The 19,724-nt window shown below is 71.4% G+C and carries 18 protein-coding genes; 11 read left to right on the top strand and 7 right to left on the bottom strand.

Features of this window, described 5'->3' with window-relative positions:
• Positions 1 to 37 precede the first annotated feature (37 nt).
• From KOI35_RS17550 to KOI35_RS17540, 3 genes are all read left to right on the top strand, one after another.
• The gene (locus KOI35_RS17550) at positions 38 to 466 is read left to right on the top strand and encodes a hypothetical protein (RefSeq protein WP_215788527.1); all 429 of its coding nucleotides are present in this window, start codon (positions 38 to 40) and stop codon (positions 464 to 466) included.
• A 65-nt stretch (positions 467 to 531) separates the two neighbouring features.
• Positions 532 to 1,029 (top strand): YfbM family protein, encoded by a 498-nt coding sequence (locus KOI35_RS17545; RefSeq protein ID WP_215788526.1) that lies wholly within the window; start codon positions 532 to 534, stop codon positions 1,027 to 1,029.
• Positions 1,030 to 1,070: 41 nt separating this feature from the next.
• On the top strand, positions 1,071 to 1,778 hold the full coding sequence (locus KOI35_RS17540; RefSeq protein WP_215788525.1) for a class I SAM-dependent methyltransferase: 708 nt from the start codon (positions 1,071 to 1,073) through the stop codon (positions 1,776 to 1,778).
• Here the strand turns inward: KOI35_RS17540 and KOI35_RS17535 are convergent.
• Together KOI35_RS17535 and KOI35_RS17530 are read right to left on the bottom strand one after the other, a co-directional pair.
• The gene (locus KOI35_RS17535; RefSeq protein ID WP_215788524.1) at positions 1,759 to 2,280 is read right to left on the bottom strand and encodes an ATP-binding protein; all 522 of its coding nucleotides are present in this window, start codon (positions 2,278 to 2,280) and stop codon (positions 1,759 to 1,761) included. The genes KOI35_RS17540 and KOI35_RS17535 overlap by 20 nt on opposite strands.
• Positions 2,281 to 2,320: 40 nt before the next feature.
• Positions 2,321 to 3,898 (bottom strand): rhamnogalacturonan lyase B N-terminal domain-containing protein, encoded by a 1,578-nt coding sequence (locus KOI35_RS17530; protein ID WP_215788523.1) that lies wholly within the window; start codon positions 3,896 to 3,898, stop codon positions 2,321 to 2,323.
• Positions 3,899 to 3,948: 50 nt separating this feature from the next.
• On the opposite strand from KOI35_RS17530, the gene KOI35_RS17525 reads away from it, so the two are divergent.
• A complete protein-coding gene (locus KOI35_RS17525) occupies positions 3,949 to 4,761 on the top strand; it encodes a hypothetical protein (RefSeq protein WP_215788522.1) in 813 nt (270 codons plus the stop codon).
• Here KOI35_RS17525 and KOI35_RS17520 read toward each other — a convergent pair.
• The 3 genes from KOI35_RS17520 to KOI35_RS17510 form a co-directional block, all read right to left on the bottom strand.
• On the bottom strand, positions 4,750 to 6,144 hold the full coding sequence (locus tag KOI35_RS17520; RefSeq protein ID WP_215788521.1) for a hypothetical protein: 1,395 nt from the start codon (positions 6,142 to 6,144) through the stop codon (positions 4,750 to 4,752). The genes KOI35_RS17525 and KOI35_RS17520 overlap by 12 nt on opposite strands.
• A gap of 212 nt (positions 6,145 to 6,356) precedes the next feature.
• Positions 6,357 to 6,962 (bottom strand): TetR/AcrR family transcriptional regulator, encoded by a 606-nt coding sequence (locus KOI35_RS17515; protein WP_246613255.1) that lies wholly within the window; start codon positions 6,960 to 6,962, stop codon positions 6,357 to 6,359.
• 22 nt (positions 6,963 to 6,984) lie between these two features.
• A complete protein-coding gene (locus tag KOI35_RS17510) occupies positions 6,985 to 8,577 on the bottom strand; it encodes an MFS transporter (RefSeq protein WP_215788519.1) in 1,593 nt (530 codons plus the stop codon).
• A 172-nt stretch (positions 8,578 to 8,749) separates the two neighbouring features.
• Here KOI35_RS17510 and KOI35_RS17505 point away from each other — a divergent pair, with 172 nt between their 5' ends.
• Positions 8,750 to 11,041, top strand: a complete 2,292-nt coding sequence (locus KOI35_RS17505; RefSeq protein ID WP_246613254.1) for a putative bifunctional diguanylate cyclase/phosphodiesterase — start codon at positions 8,750 to 8,752, stop codon at positions 11,039 to 11,041.
• Here KOI35_RS17505 and KOI35_RS17500 read toward each other — a convergent pair.
• Positions 10,961 to 12,229: an acetyl-CoA C-acetyltransferase gene (locus tag KOI35_RS17500; protein WP_215788518.1), complete on the bottom strand. Its 1,269-nt coding sequence runs from the start codon at positions 12,227 to 12,229 to the stop codon at positions 10,961 to 10,963. The genes KOI35_RS17505 and KOI35_RS17500 overlap by 81 nt on opposite strands.
• Before the next feature lie 65 nt (positions 12,230 to 12,294).
• Between KOI35_RS17500 and KOI35_RS17495 the strand changes: the two genes are divergently transcribed.
• The 5 genes from KOI35_RS17495 (at position 12,295) to KOI35_RS17475 (ending at position 18,304) form a co-directional block, all read left to right on the top strand.
• Entirely contained in the window at positions 12,295 to 13,617 is a 1,323-nt protein-coding gene (locus KOI35_RS17495; RefSeq protein ID WP_215788517.1) for a 3-oxoacyl-ACP reductase, read from the top strand.
• A gap of 62 nt (positions 13,618 to 13,679) precedes the next feature.
• On the top strand, positions 13,680 to 14,495 hold the full coding sequence (locus KOI35_RS17490; protein WP_215788516.1) for a MaoC family dehydratase: 816 nt from the start codon (positions 13,680 to 13,682) through the stop codon (positions 14,493 to 14,495).
• Between the two features lie 40 nt (positions 14,496 to 14,535).
• Positions 14,536 to 15,747: an acyl-CoA dehydrogenase family protein gene (locus KOI35_RS17485; protein WP_215788515.1), complete on the top strand. Its 1,212-nt coding sequence runs from the start codon at positions 14,536 to 14,538 to the stop codon at positions 15,745 to 15,747.
• 20 nt (positions 15,748 to 15,767) lie between these two features.
• On the top strand, positions 15,768 to 17,249 hold the full coding sequence (locus tag KOI35_RS17480) for an AMP-binding protein (protein WP_215788514.1): 1,482 nt from the start codon (positions 15,768 to 15,770) through the stop codon (positions 17,247 to 17,249).
• 53 nt (positions 17,250 to 17,302) lie between these two features.
• Positions 17,303 to 18,304, top strand: a complete 1,002-nt coding sequence (locus KOI35_RS17475) for an aldo/keto reductase (protein WP_215788513.1) — start codon at positions 17,303 to 17,305, stop codon at positions 18,302 to 18,304.
• On the opposite strand, the gene KOI35_RS17470 is transcribed toward KOI35_RS17475, so the two are convergent.
• Entirely contained in the window at positions 18,272 to 18,520 is a 249-nt protein-coding gene (locus KOI35_RS17470) for a CDGSH iron-sulfur domain-containing protein (protein ID WP_215788512.1), read from the bottom strand. The two genes, KOI35_RS17475 and KOI35_RS17470, sit on opposite strands and share 33 nt — an antisense overlap.
• Before the next feature lie 100 nt (positions 18,521 to 18,620).
• Here KOI35_RS17470 and KOI35_RS17465 point away from each other — a divergent pair, with 100 nt between their 5' ends.
• Positions 18,621 to 19,589, top strand: coding sequence for an iron-containing redox enzyme family protein (locus tag KOI35_RS17465; RefSeq protein WP_438870607.1), 969 nt, complete (start codon positions 18,621 to 18,623; stop codon positions 19,587 to 19,589).
• Positions 19,590 to 19,724: the final 135 nt, after the last annotated feature.

The raw sequence follows: 19,724 nt of genomic DNA, 5'->3' as shown, positions 1-19,724 counted from the left end.
CCACGCGCGTGGTCTCGAACTATGGAAGGCTCAGTCGGTGTGGTGCCTCGATCCCGTCAACAGCCCTGAGTTGATCGACCGGCTGCGGCCACACGGCCGCCACGGCGATTTCGACGTGGCGTGGGTCGGCGAGGGATGGCGGGCACTCGTTGAGGCCTGCCACGAACGACTCGTGGCCGTCTTCGGAGAATACGAGCTCCTGGACATCAGACAGGAGGACGGCGAACTCTCGTTCCAGGCGTTCCCGCGCCGACGGGTCCAGGATCAACCGCAGTGGTCGCCGGAGGAGTCAGACGAGCTGTCCACCATCACGGACGCGTTCCGAACTCTTTCCCGAACGGTGTGCGAATGGTGTGGTGCCACCGCAGAGCTTCGCGAATGGCGGACCACAGAACTCACGCTGTGCGATGCCTGTGATGCGCGCTTCCCCGATCCACCGGTCCCGGTTCGCCGACGCCAGGTCTAGCCGAGATTGCCATCCACATCTGCCGAGCAGCCTTCGCCGGCGGCGGCACACGTACCCTGCTGGCCATGGCATGCCGCGGAATGTTCTATGCGCTTACCGACGAGCAGGAAGCAGCGCTGATCGCGACACGTGACGACTCCGAGGTTCGGGAGTTCGTCGAGGACGTCGAGATGGGTGACTGGGAGGGCGATCCGTTGGACTGCGAGACGGATAAAGCCTGGGATGCGATCCATCGGTGCCTGAGCGACGGGACGCTCGGTAGCGGCCGACGCCTGTCTCCGCTGGACATGGCGGTGCTCGGTGGCGACCACCACCACGAGGGCGAGGAATACTTCGTGGTGCACGTGCGTCCGGCCGAGGTCGCCCAGGTCGCCGAAGCCCTCGAAAAGGTGGACCGGACTTGGATGCGCCGCCGCTATGACCGCATCGACCCCGAGGACTATCAGGGTGTGCTCAGCGATGAAGACTTCGACTACACCTGGTACTGGTTCGGCAAGGTACGTGACTTCTACGGCAAGGCTGCGGCTGCGAACCGGGCTGTCATCTTCACCGTTGATCAGTAGCGTGAATTGCTCCCGCCAGGCGGGCCAGATGGGAGAAGCCGATGTCTGAGCGGCCGCCCGGATCCTATGGTGTCGACGCGCCGCGGCTGCTTGTCGTGCCGGCGCTGCTGGCCGTGGCCGGGCTGGTGCAGGCCGTGCTGAGCCGCAGCTGGTGGCCGCTGCTGGGGGTGCTGGCGATCGGCGCGTGCTGCGGGCTCGGGTTCTACGCGTCGCGGGTGGGCAAATTCGTGGTGTGGGGGCGGCTGCTCGACGGGCTCGGGCTGCGCGGCGACGAAGAAGTGCTAGACCTGGGGTGCGGGCGCGGCGCTCTGCTGATCTCGGCCGCGCGCCGGGTGCCGCGGGGCGGGGCGGTCGGCGTCGATCTGTGGCGGGCCGATCAGTCCGGCAACGGACCCGACGCGACGTTACGCAACGCCACGGCGGCCGGCGTTGCCGAGCGGGTGTCGGTCGAGACGGCGAACATCACCGCGCTGCCGTTCCCGGACGAATCGTTCGACCTGGTCGTCTCGAACATCGTGGTGCACAACCTCAGGGACTTCGGCGACCGGGACCGGGCGATTTCCGAGGCCGTACGCGTCCTGCGGCCGGGCGGCCGGCTGTTGCTGGCCGACCTCAACCACACGGTCCAGTACGAGCGTCGCCTGCGCACCCTGCCCGTGACCGACGTCGAGCGGCACGGCCTGGGCTGGCGCCAGTGGTGGTCGGGTCCGTGGCTGCCGACCCACCTGGTCAGCGCCCGGAAGGGGTGAGCCAGCCCGCCTTCTCCAGGATCTCGGCCGCGGACTCCGCCACCGTGGCCGGGTAGGTGCTCACCTGGAAGTCCCGGATCCGGACGTGGTCGTCGCGCGAGCGATAGAGGTCGACGAAGTCGCGCAGCCGCCGGCGCCACTCCTCGGTCGGCTCGCGTGCGGTCACCCGCTTCTTCAGCACGTCGATCGGCGCCGTCGTCTCGCAGACGATCAGCCGCGCACCCGGCACGGCCGCCTTGAGCAGGTCGACGTCGTCCTCGTCGTTGAAGACGAGCGGCACGATCAGGTGGAGGCCGGGCGCGGCGGCCACATAGTTCGGGAAGACGGCCCGCAGGTTGTCGCGCGAGAACTGCGGTCCCGCGTACGGGTGCACGATGCTCAGATCGTCCAGGTCGACCAGTCCGTGGGCGATGTCGGCCATCCGCATCGTCTCGGACAGTTCGCGTGCGAGGGTGGTCTTGCCCGACCCGGGCGACCCGTGGAGTGCCAGCACCTCGACCATGCCGCTATCGAACACGGCCGGGGCGCGCGGCGAAACCGTATTAAGCCGGGTCGAGGGCGATGGCGTCGTACACGAAATTGGGGCTCAGGAATCCGTCGCCGCTGCTGCCGCTGATCACCGAGATCGACAGGGTGTTGGTGCCGGTCTTCAAGGCGCCGGCCGGGATCGCGAACGAGTAGGTGCGGTTGACGCCCCGCCACGTGCCACGGGTGACACCGCGCGAGTTGAGGTTCTCGGAGGCGGGCGAGGCCGACGCCGGGGACGTGAAGCCGCCGATCGACACCGCGGGCCGCCCGCCGGCGAAGCCACCGGTGATGGCGATCCGCAGCCGCACCCCGTTGGCCGGCACCGAGGCGAGCGGGAAGGCCAGGGCCAGCGGCGAGTTGACCGCCTTGAACGACGCCATCGGCCAGGATGCCGCGCTCGAGACCGTGCCGGGTTGCCACGACGCCATGCGGGAGTCCGACGGGTGCATCGTCTCGATCTTGTCGGCGTTGCGGAACCCGGCCGGGGTGCCGTCGAAGACGCCGAGCTGCAGCAGCGTTCCCGAGGCGGGCGCCGAACCGGACAAAGCGACCGTCGTCGTCGCGCCGCCGGCCACGGTGACCGTCTTGGACGAGACTGCCAGCTCTCCCGAGTAGAGCGTCGCCGTGTAGGTACCCGGCCGGATGTGCCCGATCACGAACTGGCCGGACTTCACCGCGCCCCAGTACTGACCCGTGGGACCGGCGAGCCCGACCGTGGCCGAGGTGGCGCCGGACGCCGTACCGGAAACTCCTCCCCGCTGGGCGTCGGGCAGCAGCCCCGGGATCGCCCCGGACAGGAAGTCGAGCGACCGCCCGGCCGGCGGGGCGCCGTCGGTGACGGCGAGCGCGTACGGGCCGTGCAGCCCCAGGCGCAGCGGCTCGGTCTGCTGGTGGCCGCTGAACATGTAGTGCGTGATGTTGACCGCCGAGCCGGTGTCGTTGACCTCGATGTCGCGGAAGAACGGCCCGCCCGAGCTCATCTCGTGCGACCCCGGGATGATGTACGCCCCGTGCCCGTTCCCGCTCGCCCCGAACGGCTGCTGCACGAGCGTGCGCTGCGAGTTGTAGAACTTCGACGCCGTCCGGCCGTTGGCATCAGCGAAGACGTCCGAACCCTCGACCGTGGTGCCGAAGCCGGCCGTACGCGCGGCCACCGGCGACGTCGTGAGCAGTGACGACTTGAGGCGGCTGATGAAGCGGGCCTCCCCCGGGTTCAGCGCCTTGGTGATGTTCGTGGCGATGTAGATCGTGTTGTCGTTGCGGCGCGCGAAGTAGTACATCGTCACGCCGAGGTCGCTGTTGGCCACGGTGACCAGCACCGAGGTGCCGATGGTCCGGCTCGACACCGCCGCCGACGACCAGCCGGACTGGAACTGCCCGGCCGCCTGCCCGCTCGCGGCCAGCTCGACGCCGTTGTGCTGCAGCGAGCTGATGTTGCCGTTGGTCCCGTTGACGGTGAAGACCAGCCCGCTGCCGGTGTCGTAGGTGACGTTGGCGGCGGCGTCGGCGAACTGCGCGCGGGCCACCCCGGCCAGCAGGACCAGGGCGCCGAGGCCGGCGGCGATGACGTGTCGTCTCTTAAGGAAGGGCACGCCCTGTTGGTGGCCGGTCCGCCGGGAAAGGTTGCCTTATATTGGCGGCCATGAGGAGCCGGGCGTTCGTGATCGCGGTCGTCGCGGCCGTGCTCGGCGGGTTGAGCGGGATCGCGCTCGGCTCGTGGCTGTCGTGGCGGGACGTGGACCCGATGGCGCCCGACCCGGCCACGGCGATCGCCCTCGCGCCGACGGTCCTGCCGATCCCGTTCGACGACGAGGCCGGCCAGTTCGGGCGGCACACCTTCTGGAACCCGTACAGCCGGAACACCCTGTTCGGCGGCACCGGCGTCCGGGCCGGCCGGACCAGTGTGACCGGCATGATGCCGCAGCGGACCGGCGTGGAGCAGGTCGCCGCCGACGTCGCCGGGCAGATGCGGGCCCACGGCTGGCAGGACGTACGCACCACGGCCGACCGCGACGCGTTCACCGAGGTCACCGGCACCCGCGCCGGCTATCTGGCCGCGGTGCAGATCAGCCCGGACTCCGGTCCGAACCTCGACCTGATGTGGGCCGAGCCGCCCGGCCACGTGCGCGACACCGTCCTCGGCGGCCTGGCCGGTGCGCTGGTCGGCGCACTGTTCGGGCTCGTCACGTCGATGCGCATGCGTCGGCGGCGGCTCTACACCGGTCTCTGCGTCGTCACGCTGCTGTTGCTCGCCCCGGCCTGCCTGGGCAACATCCCCACCTCGACCGGGTCGCTGCTGGCCAACACCCACCGCAACGGCCACGGCCCGTCGGTGTATTGGGGCGGGTTCGTGTTCCTCGGGGCCGAGCCGCTCGCGATCCTGTCGCTGATCCCGATCCTCGCGATCGTTGTCTGCTGCGTATGGCCACAACGGGCGCCGACCTCATCGTCCTGAGCGGCGCTCGAGGCGGGCGGCGTGGTCGGGCCAGCCCTCGGCGGCCGCGAAGGAGGCGGCCGCGGCCAGCTCGTCCGGGTCGGCGCAGGTGGCGATCAGGTGGTCGAGCAGGCGGGTCAGGGCGGCCCGCCGGTCGGCCCGCCTGTCCTCGTCGGCCGAGCGGGCCGCCGCGAACACGCGGACCAGGTCGTGCAGCGCCCACCGGCCCGGTCCGGCCGGCAGCAGCAGATGGTGCCGGGCCAGCTCGGCCAGGGGCGGGTCGCCGGCCAGGGTCGCGGCGGCCGGTGTGTCGAAGGTGCGGCCCGGGTGGAAGGCGAGCAGCCTCAGCAGGTGCCGGGCCGGGGTGGAGACGCTCCGGTACGAGACGTCGAGCGCGGTCTGCACACCGGCATCGAGGCGGCCGGTGCGGCGGCGTTCGGTGAGCCAGTCGGCGTGGTCGGTCAGGGTCCAGCCGGGGCGGCGGCGCATGTGCTCGGCCACCAGGGACAGCGCGAGGGGCAGGTAGCCGCACGTCGCCGCGATCCGGTCGGCCGCCCCGGGGTCGGGGCCGGCCGGGATCTCGGGGACCGCGGCGGCCAGGAAGGCGCGCGCCTCGGCCTCGGTGAACACGCCGACCGGCACGTGGGCCGCGCCGACCAGGCCGCCGAGGCGACGCCGGCTGGTGATCAGGGTGACGCTGCCGGGCACGTCGGGCAGCAGCGGGCGTACCTGGGTGTCGGAGACGGCGTCGTCGAGCAGGATCAGGCTGCGCGTTCCGGCCAGCCGGGCCCGGAACGCCGCGGCCAGCGCGGTCAGACCGTGCGGCAGGTGCTGGCCGGGGACGCCGAGCAGACGCAGGAAGCCGTCGAGCACGGCGCCCGGCTCGACCGGCGGCTGGTCCGGATGGCTGCCGCGCAGGTTGACCGAGAGGACCCGGTCGGCGGCGAGGCGGTGGGCATGGTGCACGGCCAGGCGCGTCTTGCCCGACCCGGCCATGCCGGACAGCACAGTGACCGGGGCCGGCGCGAAGGCGGCCCGCTCGACGTACCCGGGCTGAAGGGGCGGGAGCGCGTCCTGCACGCGTACCTGAGCCTCGGCCCGGGTCTCGCCACTGACCACGCGCAGCGCCTGGCGCCACTGGATGGTGTAGCCGGTGTCGGCGTGCAGGGCCTCGACCACCGCGACGACCAGGTCGGCGTCGAGCCGGCGCCGACCGGCCCGGAAACAGTCGACGACCGTGGTCTTGCCGACCTGCTCGCCGGCCGGGCGCACGGCGTTGACCCGGGCCGCGATCGCCTCGTACGAGGGATTCCCGGCCCACGCCTTGAGCAGGCGCAGGCAGCCCGCGACCTCGTCCAGGGTCTGCGCCTGGCCCGGATCGGGCAGCGCGGCGAACTGCGACACGGGCCTCCCGACGTCGAAACGGATGAGGGGGAATCTACGACATCCGGATTCGTTCGGATTCCGCACGGGGAGTCCGTACGTGCAGCAGAGTGAGGAGGCCGGACGGATCCGATAACGGGGGGTCGTTCCCGCACGGGGGCGTGAGCGACACGGACCCCGGACGGCGAGTACCGGGCGTGGCCGCCGCTAGGGCCCACGCCCGGTTCTCTTTTTCAGGCCGCGGCGCCGCGCAGAACGGCGTCGATCAGCTTTTCGACGAAGCCCTCGTCGGGCACCCGGGGCTGCCACTGGAACAGCCCGTGCATCATCGACGGCCCGCTCAGCATCAACAGGGTCAGCTCGACGTCGAGGTCGGACCGCAGCTCGCCGGTCTCGATGCCGCGGCGCAGCACCGAGCGCATCAGCTCGCGCCGGGGCTCGGCGACCGCCTTGTACATCTCGAGGATCGAGTCGTCGCGCATCAGCTCGGGCAGCAGGCACGCGGTGACCTTGGTGTAGCCGCGCAGGTGACCGCTGCGGTTCGCCTTGATCAGGGTGACCAGGTCGTCGCGGACGGACTCGCCGGCCAGATCGGGCAGCGGGCCCTTCATCGCCGCGACGGCGTCGACGATCAGGGCTTCCTTGTTGGCCCAGCGGCGGTAGATCGTCGCCTTGCCCACCCCGGCCCGGGCGGCGACCGCCTCGATCGAGATGGCGGCCACGGTCTGGCCCTCGTTGAGCAGGTCGAGCACGGCGCGAAGGATCGCCTCGTCGGCCTGGGCGTTGCGCGGCCGGCCGGGAGCCTTGCGCTCCTGGCCGGCCAACGAGGCAGTCGTCATGGGGTTCATTGTTACCGACGCGTCACGCCTCGACCAGCTCCACGCCCTGCTCCTCGGCCAGCCCCTCGGCGGAGGTGGGCTTCGGAGCGGAGGCGGGGCGCTTGCCGGGCAGCCAGAGCAGGGCCACGACGGCGCCGAGCAGGGCGAACACCGCCGAGCCGATCGACGCGACGTGCATGGCGTCCAGGAAGGCCGCGTTGGCCGCCGGGATCAGCTGCGCGCCGGCCGCGCCGGCCTGCTCGGCGACCCCGTAGGCACCCGAGATCGACTCGCGGGCCGCGTCGGCCGCCTGAGCGGGCAGGCCGTCGGTCGCAGTACCCAGGTTGCTGCGGTAGACCGAGGAGAGCACGGCGCCCAGGACCGCGACGCCGAGCGCGCCGCCGAGCTGGCGGATCGTGTTGCTGACGGCCGAGCCGACGCCCGCCTTCTCGCGGGGCAGGGCCGACATGATCGACTCGGTGGCGGGCGGCATCACGTTGGCCATGCCGGCACCCATCACGAAGAACGCCGCGCCCACGATCCAGATCGGGGTGTCCTGACCGATGAAGATCCAGAGCGTCAGGCCGGCCGCGACCAGCAGCAGGCCGACGGTGCTGACCATCTTGGGACCGAAGCGCTTGACCATCGCCGCGCTGCGCGGGGCGAAGACCATCTGGGCGACGGCGAACGGGACGAACAGCGCACCGGACGCGAGCGGGCCGTAGTTGCGGACCAGCTGCAGGTAGAACGCGCCGAAGAACATCGCGCCCATCGCGGCGAAGAAGACCAGGCCGATGACGCCGGTCGAGGCCGAGAACGTGCGGTTGCGGAACAGCCGGACGTCGAGCGACGGGAACTCGGTGCGCATCTCCCACCAGACGAACGCGGCCAGGACGACCACGGCACCAGCGAGCGTGCCCCACGACTTCGGGTCACCGAAGCCGGCCTCGCCGCCCTCGATCACGCCGTAGGTGAGCAGGGTCAGGCCGACGATGGAGAGCAGGACACCCGGGATGTCGATCCGGTTGGGGCGCGGATCGCGGGACTCGGGCACCAGGAAGCTGACCAGGAAGACACCGGCCAGGGCGATCGGCACGTTGATCAGGAAGACCGAACCCCACCAGAAGTGCTCGAGGAGCAGGCCGCCGACGATCGGGCCGATGGCCACGCCGAGGCCGACCGCGCCGGCCCAGATGCCGATGGCGCGGGGCCGCTCCTGCGGCGTGAAGACGTTGGCGATGATCGAGAGCGTGGCCGGCATGACGGCGGCGGCGCCCAGGCCCATCAGCGCGCGGGCGGCGATCAGCTGGTTCGCCGTGTCCGCGTAGGTGGAGATCAGCGAGGCCAGCGCGAAGATGGCGAGGCCGGTGACCAGGGTGATCCGGCGACCGAGGCGGTCGGCCAGGATGCCGGCGGTGAAGAGCAGGCCGGCGAAGACCAGGGTGTACGAGTTGATCGCCCACTCGAGCTCGCTCTGGGTGGCCCCGAGGCCGTGCTCCGGGTCGGCGATCGTGCGCAGCGCCACATTGAGGATCGTGTTGTCGAGCACGACCACGAGCAGGCTGATGACGAGCACGCCGAGGATGACCCACCGCCGCGGGTGACCGGCGGGTGCGGTCGTTGTTTGTGCGTCCATCTGGCGTTTCCCCCATATTTCGAAACGGAACTGTTCCGTATCCGATGAGCACACTAGCGCCGGACTGTTGCGAAACGGAACGGGGTCGTATCGGAATGTGGCCCGCGTCACGCAACCATGTCGCTACCGGGTGACTCCGCGACCGGAAACGTGGTCCGCCGATGAGAGGCGCATGATGACCCGGACGACTGCGCTGCTCGGCTGGCTGCCGACCGGTGGAGGACTGCGTGACGAGGACTGGGCCGGGCGCCACCGCCTGATGACCCGCCTGCTCGCCGCCAGCATGGCCGTACTGGTCATCTTCGGCGCGCTGCAGGACGAGCTCAGCGCGTGGAACCTGACCACCTGGCTGCTCCTGCTCGTGCTGCCGTGCGTCGTGGCCGCGGTCCGCATGCCCGGCCGCCGGCTGCCGTCGATCTTCGTCTCGCTCGGGTTCACCATCGCCTGCGCCGACTTCGTGGCGATGACACACGGCCAGACCGAGGCCCACTTCACCTTCTTCATCGCCGTGGCCGCGCTCGCCCTCTATCGGGACTGGGCGCCGTTCGGCGTGTTCCTCGTGGCCACCACCGTGCACCACGGGCTGTTCGGCCTCATCGACCCGGAGCTCACGTACGGGCACCACTCCGCCCAGACGCACCCGCTGTTCTGGGCCGGCGTGCACGGTACGGCCGTGCTGCTCGCGGCCGGCTTCCAGGTGATCGCGTGGCGCCTGTCCGAGGCCGAGGAGCACCGGGCCCAGCAGAACCTGGACGAGAGCCAGGCCCAGCTCACCATCGCCTTCGACGAGACGCCGGTGCCGATGGCCATGCTGTCGCCCGAGGGCCGGATCGTCCGCACCAACGCGGCCTACCGGTCGTGGCTGCGCCTGCCCGAGGAGTTGCCGGCCGGGTTCATGGTGGCCGACCTGCCGATCGAGCCGGTCGACGAGGTCGCCCCGCGGATGCTCGACGTCCTGGTGGCCGAGGAGGGCAACTCGATCAACGTCCGGCACTACCGCCGTAAGGACGACGGCACCACGATGTGGGTCGAGGTGCACGGCACCAACCTCTACGACGCCCGGGGCGAGCTTCGCCTGATCTTCGTGCACTGCCTCGACATCACCGCCAACGTCCGCCACCAGGAGGAGCTGCGGAACCAGGTCCGGCACGACGCCCTGACCGGGCTGCTGTCCCGCTCGGCGTTCGAGGCCGACCTGCCCGTGCTGCTGGACGCCGGCGAGCCGGTCAACGTCATCTACATCGACGTCGACCGGTTCAAGACGATCAACGACGGTTCCGGGCACGCGGCCGGCGACGACCTGCTGCGCGCGCTGGCCGCCCGTCTCCGCTCGTCGGTGCCGGCCGGCTCGCTGGTCGCCCGTCTCGGCGGCGACGAGTTCGTGGTGGCGCTGGCCGCCGCGCCCGAGACCGGGGCCCAGGCCGGCTACGGCATCCTGGCCGCGTTCGCCGAGCCGCTCGAGCTCGGCGACGGCCACCTGCAGGTCTCGCTCAGCCTCGGCCTGGCCACCGGCACGTCCCGGGCCGACGCCGACGACGCCGTGCTGGCCGCCGACACCGCGATGTACGCGGCCAAGCGCGGCGGCGGCAACCGTATGCAGATCTTCAGCGACGACATGCGGGTCAAGGTGCGCGAGCGGCTGGCCGCCGAGGCCCGCCTGCGCGACGCCCTGGCCGGCGACCGGGACGTGACCCTGCCGATCTGGTTCCAGCCGATCGTCTCGGCCGCCACCGGCGAGATCACCGGGGCCGAGGCGCTGGTGCGCATGCGGACGGCGTCCGGCCAGATCCTCGCGCCCGGCCACTTCATCCCGGCCGCCGAGGAGACCGGCCTGATCGTGCCGCTCGGCGAGCACGTGCTGCGCCTGGCCGTGCGGCACCTGGTCGAGTGGGGCGACCGGCTCGGCTACGTGTCGGTCAACGTCAGCCCGCGCCAGCTGGCCGAGGCCGACTTCGTGCCGATGCTGGCCAACCTGCTGGCCGCCAACGCCGGCCTGGACCCGTCCCGCCTGGTCGTCGAGATCACCGAGACCGCGTTGCTCGGCTCGTCGCTCGACGTCCGCGAGCGCCTCGAGATGATCAAGAGCCTGGGCGTACGGATCGCGCTCGACGACTTCGGCACCGGATACAGCTCGCTGACCTGGTTGCAGTCGGTGCCGGCGGACGTGGTCAAGCTCGACCGGTCGTTCGTGGCCGGGCTGGCGGCCGACCCGCGCAAGGCGTCGATCATCCAGGCCGTGCTGTGGCTGGCCCGCTCGCTGGGCATGTCGGTGGTCGCCGAGGGCGTCGAGGACCCGGCCGACTGGCAGGCCTTGCGCGGTCTCGAGTGCCCGTCGGCGCAGGGCTACCTGTTCGGCCGGCCCCAGCCGGCCGAGGAGTTCTGGTCAGCGTTCCAGGATGGCCACGACACCCTGGCCACCGGCCGCACAGATGGAGATCAGGCCACGGCCGGAGCCCTTGTCTGACAGCAGCTTGGCCAGGGTGGCCACGATCCGCCCGCCGGTCGCCGCGAACGGGTGACCGGCGGCCAGCGACGAGCCGTGCACGTTGAGCTTGGCCCGGTCGATCGAGCCGAGCGGTGCTTCGAGCCCGAGCTTCTCCTTGCAGAACTCGGGTGACTCCCACGCCGCGAGGGTGGCGAGCACCTGCGACGCGAACGCCTCGTGGATCTCGTAGTAGTCGAAGTCCTGCAGCGTGAGGCCGTTGCGAGCCAGAAGACGCGGTACGGCGTACGCGGGCGCCATCAGCAGTCCCTCGTCGCCGTGCACGTAGTCGACGGCGGCGGTCTCGCTGTCGACCAGGAACGCCTTGACCTTCAGGTGGTTGGCGTCGGCCCACTCCTCGGAGGACAGCAGCACGGTCGACGCGCCGTCGGTCAGCGGCGACGAGTTGCCGGCCGTCATGGTGGCGTCGGTGCTGCCGAAGACCGGCTTCAGCTTGGCCAGCTTCTCCAGGCTGGTGTCGGCCCGCAGGTTCTGGTCGCGGGTCAGCCCCAGGTAGGGCGTCACCAGATCATCGAAAAAGCCTTCCCCGTACGCCTCGGCCAGGCGCTGATGTGAGGCCAGGGCGAGCTCGTCCTGGGCCTGGCGGCCGATGCTCCACCGCAGGGCGGTCAGTGCCGCGTGCTCGCCCATGGACAGTCCGGTGCGGGGCTCGGCGTTGCGCGGGATGTCCGGCTTGAAGGCGAGCAGCGGGTTGAGCTTGGCCGCCGCGCGGAGCCGCTCGGGCAGCGTCCGGGCCCGGTTGAGGGTGAGCAGGGCCCGGCGCATGTCGTCGTTGAGCTGCAGCGGCGCGTCCGACGTGGTGTCGACGCCGCCGGCCACCCCGACGTCGATCTGACCCAGGGCGATCTTGTTGCCGACCAGGATGGCCGTCTCGAGCCCGGTGCCGCAGGCCTGCTGCACGTCGTAGGCCGGGGTGCGCGGGTCGAGCCGCGAGCCGAGCACGGTCTCGCGGGTGAGGTTGAAGTCGCGCGAGTGCTTGAGCACGGCCCCGGCGACCACCTCGCCCAGCCGGCGCCCGGCCAGGCCGTACCGGGCGACCAGGCCGTCGAGGGCGGCGGTCAGCATGTCCTGGTTCGAGGCCTGGGCGTAGCGGCCGTTCGAGCGGGCGAACGGGATCCGGTTTCCACCCAGCACAGCGACGCGACGCACGGCAGCCTCCCACGGGGTCGGGCACTCATTACCGCTCAGTAGCTTAGCCGAGTAGGCTGCGGCACATGGGCGACAGGTACGCGAGCTTCGCTAACTCCGGTCCGGGCCGCAGCTTGGTCAAGCGGCTGGGCCTGCCCGATCCCCCGCGACTCCGGCGCTACGAGCCGGGCGATCCGCTCACCGAGGGCCCGGTGCTCGTCGGCGCCGCGCCGGGCGGGCGACTGGCCGACCCCGTACGGAAAACGCTCTCGGGGGCCGGGGTCGAGACCCTGGACGAGCCGGCCGACCGCCACGGTGCGCTGATCTTCGACGCCACCGGCATCAGCGACCCGGCCAAGCTCGGCGAGCTCTACGCGTTCTTCCACCCGGTCGCGCGATCGGTGCTGCGCTCGGGCCGGGTCATCGTGCTCGGAACGCCGCCCGGGTCGGCCGCCGGCCCGCACGAGGCGACCGCCCAGCGCGCCCTCGAGGGCCTGACCCGCAGCATCGGCAAGGAGTTCGGCCGCGGCATCACGGCCCAGCTGGTCTATGTGGAGCCCGGCGGCGAGGGCGCGCTCGAGTCGACGCTGCGTTTCCTGCTCAGCGGCCGCTCGGCCTACGTGTCGGGCCAGGTCGTCCGGATCGGCGCCGGTAGCGCGCCGGCACCCGACGACTGGCTGAAGCCCCTGGCCGGCCGGACCGCCCTGGTGACCGGGGCCGCCCGCGGCATCGGCGCGGCCATTGCCCGGGTCCTGGCCCGCGACGGCGCCGAGGTGATCGCGCTCGACGTGCCCGCGGCCGGGGACGCGCTGGCCGGGGTGGCCAACGACATCCGCGGGCGGGCGTTCCAGCTCGACCTGACCGCCGACGGCGCGGGCGAACGCCTGGCGTCCTACCTGAGCGGGCCGCTCGACATCGTCGTGCACAACGCCGGGATCACCCGCGACCGGACCATCGCCAAGATGGACGCGGCCGGCTGGGACTCGGTGCTCGCGGTCAACCTGGTCGCGCCCCAGCGGGTCAACGAGGCGCTGCTCGACCAGGGGCTGATCGGTGCGGGCGGGCGGATCGTGGGCGTGGCGTCGATCGCGGGCATCGCCGGCAACCGCGGCCAGACCAACTACGCGACCTCCAAGGCGGGCGTGATCGGCCTGGTCGAGTCGAGCGCGCCCGGGCTGCTCGAACGCGGCATCACGATCAACGCGGTCGCGCCCGGTTTCATCGAGACCGCGATGACGGCGAAGATGCCGGTCGGGCTGCGCGAGGCCGGCCGCCGGATGAACAGCATGGCCCAGGGCGGCCTCCCGATCGACGTGGCCGAGACGATCGCCTGGTTCGCGTCGCCCGGTTCGGCCACCATCACGGGTAACGTCGTGCGCGTCTGCGGCCAGAGCCTCCTGGGCGCTTAGAAGATCAAAACCGGTTTCCCGTACGGGGGTCAGATGGTCACGCATCGAGGGACGGCCGGCTGATGGCCACGATCGAGGTCGGGCCCGGCTCCGGCGGGGCGAGCACGTGGCGCGCGGCCCTCGGGCTGATCCCGCGTTCGCGGCCCGGCGAGCTGCCCGGCGTGGAGTTCGTGCGGCGGGGCGTCACCGTCGACGTCGAGCACCTGGCGGCGTACGGGAAAATCTGTGGTTTCCGGTTGAACGACACGCTCCCGGCGACCTATCCGCACGTGCTCGCGTTCCCGCTCGGCATGCGGCTGCTCACCGCGTCCGACTTCCCGTTCCCGGCGGTCGGCCTGGTGCACATCGGCAACACGATCACGCTGCGGCGGCCGCTCGACGTGGGCGAGACGTTCGACATCTCGGTGCGCGCCGCGAACCTGCGCCCGCACGACCGCGGCCGCCAGGTCGACCTCCTGGCGACGGCATCCGCGGGCGGTGACGAGGTGTGGACCAGCGTGTCGACCTACTTGTCACGGTCGGGGCCGGCCTCCGCCCGTACGGGAAAATGGGAACCTCCCGCCTCGACGGCCGAATGGCGGGTGCCACCGCGGATCGGCAACGCCTACGCCGGCGTGTCGGGTGACCGCAACCCGATCCACACGTCGAGCGTCGTGGCCCGGCTGTTCGGCTTCCCGCGGCGCATCGCCCACGGCATGTGGAGCAAGGCCCGCTGCCTGGCCGCGCTCGAGGGACGGCTGCCCGGCGCGTACACGGTGGACGTTCAGTTCCGGCAGCCGATCCTGCTGCCCTCGACCGTGCGATTCGCTTACGGCGACGGGCGATTCGAGCTGTTCGGCACGCGGCCGCACCTTGCGGGGCAAGTTACGCCTGCGTAACGTTACCGGCCAGTTAACCCGGCTCGGAGGGGCGTTCGCGATGGAGTTCTGGCTCGACCTCAACGAGGAGCAGACCGAGCTCCGCGACTGGGTGCACGGCTTCGCCGAGGGCGTGATCCGGCCCGCCGCGTCCGAGTGGGACGAACGCGAGGAGACCCCCTGGCCGGTCCTGCAGGAGGCGGCCAAGATCGGCCTGTACGGGTTCGAGTTCCTCGTCAACACCTGGTCGGACATGAGCGGGCTGTCGCTGCCGATCGTCAACGAGGAGCTGTTCTGGGGCGACGGCGGCATCGGCATGGCGCTGTCCGGCACGTCTCTGGCCGTGGCCGCGATCTACGGCAGCGGGACACCCGACCAGATGGTCGAATGGGTGCCGCAGTGCTTCGGTGACGAGGCCGATCCGAAGGTGGGCGCGTTCTGCTCGACCGAGCCCGAGGCCGGTTCCGACGTGGCCGCGATGCGCACCCGGGCGGTCTACGACGAGGCCACCGACGAGTGGGTGCTCAACGGGCAGAAGGCGTACGCGACCAACGGCGGCATCGCCAACGTGCACGTGGTGACCGCGTCGGTCGACCCGGAACTCGGCTCGCGCGGGCAGGCCGCCTTCGTGGTGCCGCCCGGCACGCCCGGCCTGGCCGCGACCCGCAAGCTCAAGAAGCTCGGGCTGCGCGCCTCGCACACGGCCGACGTCTTCCTGGACGACGTGCGGGTGCCCGGCCGCTGCCTGCTCGGCGGCAAGGAGAAGCTGGACGAGCGGCTCGCCCGGGCCCGCTCGGGACAGCGGTCCTCCGGACAGGCCTCGATGCGGACGTTCGAACTGTCCCGCCCCGCCGTCGGCGCGCAGGCGCTCGGCATCGCGCGGGCCGCGTACGAATACGCGCTCGGCTACGCCCAGGACCGGGTGCAGTTCGGCCGGCCGATCGTCGAGAACCAGGCGATCGCGTTCGCGCTGGCCGACATGCGCACCGAGATCGACGCCGCCCGGCTGCTGGTGTGGCGGGCCGCCTGGATGGGCCGCAACGACAAGCCGTTCACGGCCGGCGAGGGCTCGATGTCCAAGCTGAAAGCCGGTGAGGTGGCGGTGGCCGTGACCGAGAAGGCCGTGCAGATCCTCGGCGGCGCGGGCTACCTGCGCGAGCATCCGGTCGAGCGGATGTTCCGGGACGCCAAGATCTACACCATCTTCGAGGGCACGTCCGAGATCCAGCGGCTGGTGATCTCGAGAGCCATCACGGGACGGCAGATCCGGTGAACGCCTTCGTGGTGCGGACCATGGCCCGACGGGGGTTGCTGACCCCCGGGCCGCCGCACCGCGTCGCGCGGCAGTTCGCCGAACTGCACCGGTGGAAGTTCGGGCTGGCCGGCGAGTTGCGCCAGGCTGCCGCCCGCTCGCCGTCCCGGGTCGCCGTGATCGACGAGAGCGGGCCGACCACGTACGGGGAACTGCTCGACCGCTCCTCCCGGCTGGCCGCGGCCCTGCCCGTCAAGCCCGGTGACCGGGTGGGGATCCTCGGCCGGAACTCGACCGCGATGGTCACGGCAATGATCGGGGTCGCGACGCTGGGCGCTGATCCGGTGCTGATGAACACCGGGCTGTCCGCGGCTCAGCTCGACGCGGTGACGCAGGCCCAGGACCTGAGGCTTCTCCTCCACGACTCCTCGTTCAGTCCCCCGACCGGGGTGCTCTTCGACGAGATCCCGCTGGGTGCACCGCTGACCACCCCGCCGGCCCGGCCCGGCCGCACGATCATCCTCACCTCGGGAACGACCGGCGTGCCCAAGGGCGCACGGCGGCCGACACCGGGCGGGTTCAGTCCGCTGTGCTCGATCATCGACCGGATCCCGCTCACCGCCGGGGTACGCATGATGATCGCGGCGCCGCTGTTCCACGCCTGGGGTTTCGGCGGGCTGCAGATCGGGCTCGCGCTGCGGGCCACCATCGTGCTGCGGTCCCGTTTCGAGCCGTCGGCCGTTCTCTCCGTCCTGGAGGAAGAGAACTGCCCGGCGCTGATCGCCGTGCCGGTGATGCTGCAACGCATCCTGGAAGCGCCCTACCGTCCGGTGCCGCTGCGGATCGCCGCGGTCAGCGGGTCGGCCCTGCCCGGCGGCCTGGCGACCCGCTTCATGGACCGCTACGGCGACGTCATCTACAACCTGTACGGCTCGACCGAGGCGTCGTGGGCGTCGATCGCCACGCCGGCCGACTTGCGCGCCGCCCCGAACACCGCCGGGCGGCCGCCGCACGGAACGGTGGTGGCCGTGCTGGACCCATCCGGGCAGCCGGTTCCGGCCGGCACGCCCGGGAGCCTGCACGTGGGCAACGAGATGCTGTTCGAGGGCTACACCAACGGCACGTCACGGTCTTTGCAGGACGGCCTTCTGGCCACCGGCGACGTAGGCCACGTGGACACCGACGGCCGCATCTTCGTCGACGGCCGAGACGACGACATGATCGTCTCCGGCGGCGAGAACGTCTTCCCCTCCTCGGTGGAAAACCTGCTGGCCGACCATCCGGCCATCCGCGAGTGCGCGGTGGTCGGGGTGCCCGACGCCGCCTACGGCCAGCGGCTGGCCGCCTATGTCGTCCTGCACGACGGCGCAGTGCTGGAGCCTTCCGCCGTACGCGATCATGTGCGCGACCATCTGGCCCGCTTCTCGATCCCCCGCGACGTGATCTTCCTGGACGAGCTCCCCCGCAACGCGACCGGCAAGATCCTCAAGCGCGACCTGCCCCCGATCACCGACCCGGACTGAGCCGACACGGCCGTGGGCACACCGGGCGGCGCGATCGTCCTAGGGTGGGCGGCATGCGATACCGGACTCTGGGCGCCAGCGGGCTGCGCGTCTCCGAAGTGGTTCTCGGCGCCATGACCTTCGGCGAGCAGGGCGGCGTCGGGGCGCCGATCGCGGAGTGCCGGCGGATTCTCGACGCGTATGCCGAGGCCGGTGGCAACACGATCGACACCGCTGTCAACTATCGGGGCGGGCTGAGCGAAGAAATTCTCGGCGAGCTGCTCGCCGGGCGGCGGGAATCGTTCGTGGTAGGCAGCAAGTACACGGTGACGCGGGACCGGAACGATCCGAACGCGGCGGGGAACGCGCGCAAGAATCTGCGGGCCTCGCTCGAGATCAGCCTGCGCCGGCTGCGCACCGACTATCTCGACGTCTACTGGGTGCACATGTGGGACCGCGCCACCCCGATCGAGGAGACGATGCGGGCGCTGGATGATGCCGTACGGGCGGGAAAGGTGCTCTATGTCGGCATCTCGGACGCGCCGGCCTGGGTTGCCGCGCGCGCGAACACCCTGGCCTCGTTCCACGGGTGGAGTCCGTTCGTCGGGTTGCAGGTGCCGTACAGCCTGCTGCAGCGCGACGCCGAGCGGGAACTGCTGCCGATGGCGGAGGCGCTCGGGCTGGGCGTGACCGCGTGGAGCCCGCTCGGCGGCGGGGTGCTGTCGGGCAAATACAGCGGAGCCGGACCAGCCGCGGCGGGCAGCCGGCTCGACCCGGGCAGTGTGGACGAGCGGTCACATCGGGTGGCCCGTGAGGTGGGGGCGGTCGCCGCCGAGCGCGGCGTGAGCTCGGCGGCGGTGGCGATCGCGTGGACCCGGGCGCGGTCGGAGGCCGTGCTGCCGATTCTGGGTGCACGGTCGGCCGCGCAACTGGCGGACAACCTGGGCGCGCTCGACGTCACCCTCACCGACGAGGAGTGCAAGCGGCTCGAGGCGACGACCGGCTTCACCCTCGGCTTCCCGCACGACTTCATCGCCGAGACGTCACCCTGGGTGTTCGGAGCCGCCGACGTCTGAGGGTCGCGGGGCGGGGGTCTCGCGGGCGGCGCCGGCGTGGAAGTTCACCACCTTGTGGGTGCCGTCGCAGAACGGCTTGACAGCTGATCGGCCGCACCGGCAGAGCGCGATCGTGCCGCGCCCGGGGTCGATCGGCTCGCCGTCGGGAGTGCGCATCTCGAAGTCGCCGCGCACGATGAGCGGGCCGTCCGGGTAGGGAACGATCGTCGAGGTCATGGCGCCGGGATGCCCGCTGAGCTGGGGTTGAAACGGTTCGTTTACCCGGCGCCGGGCGGGGAAGCTTGCTGTCATGCAACTACCTGCGGCCCGTGGGCCCGTGTCCGCCGCTCTGATCGACGCGCTCCGGGGGCGTACGGGAAAACTGCCGGTCTTCGCCCCGAGCGACGACGAGGATCTGCACCTCACGTTGTTCGTCTGCTACGAGCTGGCCTACCGCGGCTGGGACGGCGTGGACGACCGGTGGGAGTGGGATCCGGCGCTGATCCGGTTACGGACGGCGGCCGAGCATCGATTCTGCGCGTTCCTGAGCGAATTGGCCGGTCCGGTCGACCGCGACGTCGATCCGGCGACCGTGCCGGCCCGGCTGGTGGACATCGTGGCGGCCGACGACGGTCCGCCGATGTCCAAGTTTCTGCGCGGACGCGCAACCCACGAACAGTTCCGGGAGTTCGTGACGCACCGCTCGATCTACCATCGGCGCGAGGCCGACCCGCACACGTGGGCGATCCCCCGGCTGGCCGGGCGGCCCAAGGCGGCGCTGCTCGAGATCCAGATCGACGAGTACGGCGGTGGGGCCGAACCGCGGATGCACCAGGAACTGTTCACGCAGACGATGCGCTGGTTCGGTCTCGATCCTGCGTACGGCGCCTACGTCGGCTCGGTTTGCGCGGAAACGCTCGCGGTGAACAACCTGATGTCGCTCTTCGGACTGCACCGGTCGCGCCGCGGCATGATTCTCGGACACCTGGCCGCGTACGAGATGACGTCGTCGCTGCCCAACCGCGCCTATGCGAACGGTCTGCGGCGCCTGGGCGGGGATGACGCGGCGACCGCCTTCTACGACGAGCACGTGGAGGCGGACGCGGTGCACGAGCAGATCGCCGCCCATGACCTGTGCGGTTCGTTCGCCGCGGCCGAACCGGCGCTGGCGGGCGACATTCTGTTCGGCGCTCGATGCGCACTGGCCGTCGACGCGCACTGGGCCGGCTCGATCATGCGCGCCTGGGACAGCGGCCGCTCGTCGCTCCGCCCGTCCCACGCCGTCGCCGGTGCCGGCGCCGCCTGACGCTCACCTCCGCCGGACACGCCGTCGCGGACGCCGCGTGAGCCTCGCCCCCCACCGGACACGCCGTCGCGTGCGCCTCGCCCCACCGGACACGCCGCCGCGGACGCCGCGTAAGCCTCGCCCCCCACCGGACAC

It is taken from the genome of Paractinoplanes bogorensis, assembly GCF_018829635.1.
Classification (GTDB): Bacteria; Actinomycetota; Actinomycetes; order Mycobacteriales; family Micromonosporaceae; genus Actinoplanes; species Actinoplanes bogorensis.
The sequence above is the reverse complement of the archived record's forward strand: the minus strand, read 5'-3'. Positions and strand labels throughout refer to the sequence as shown.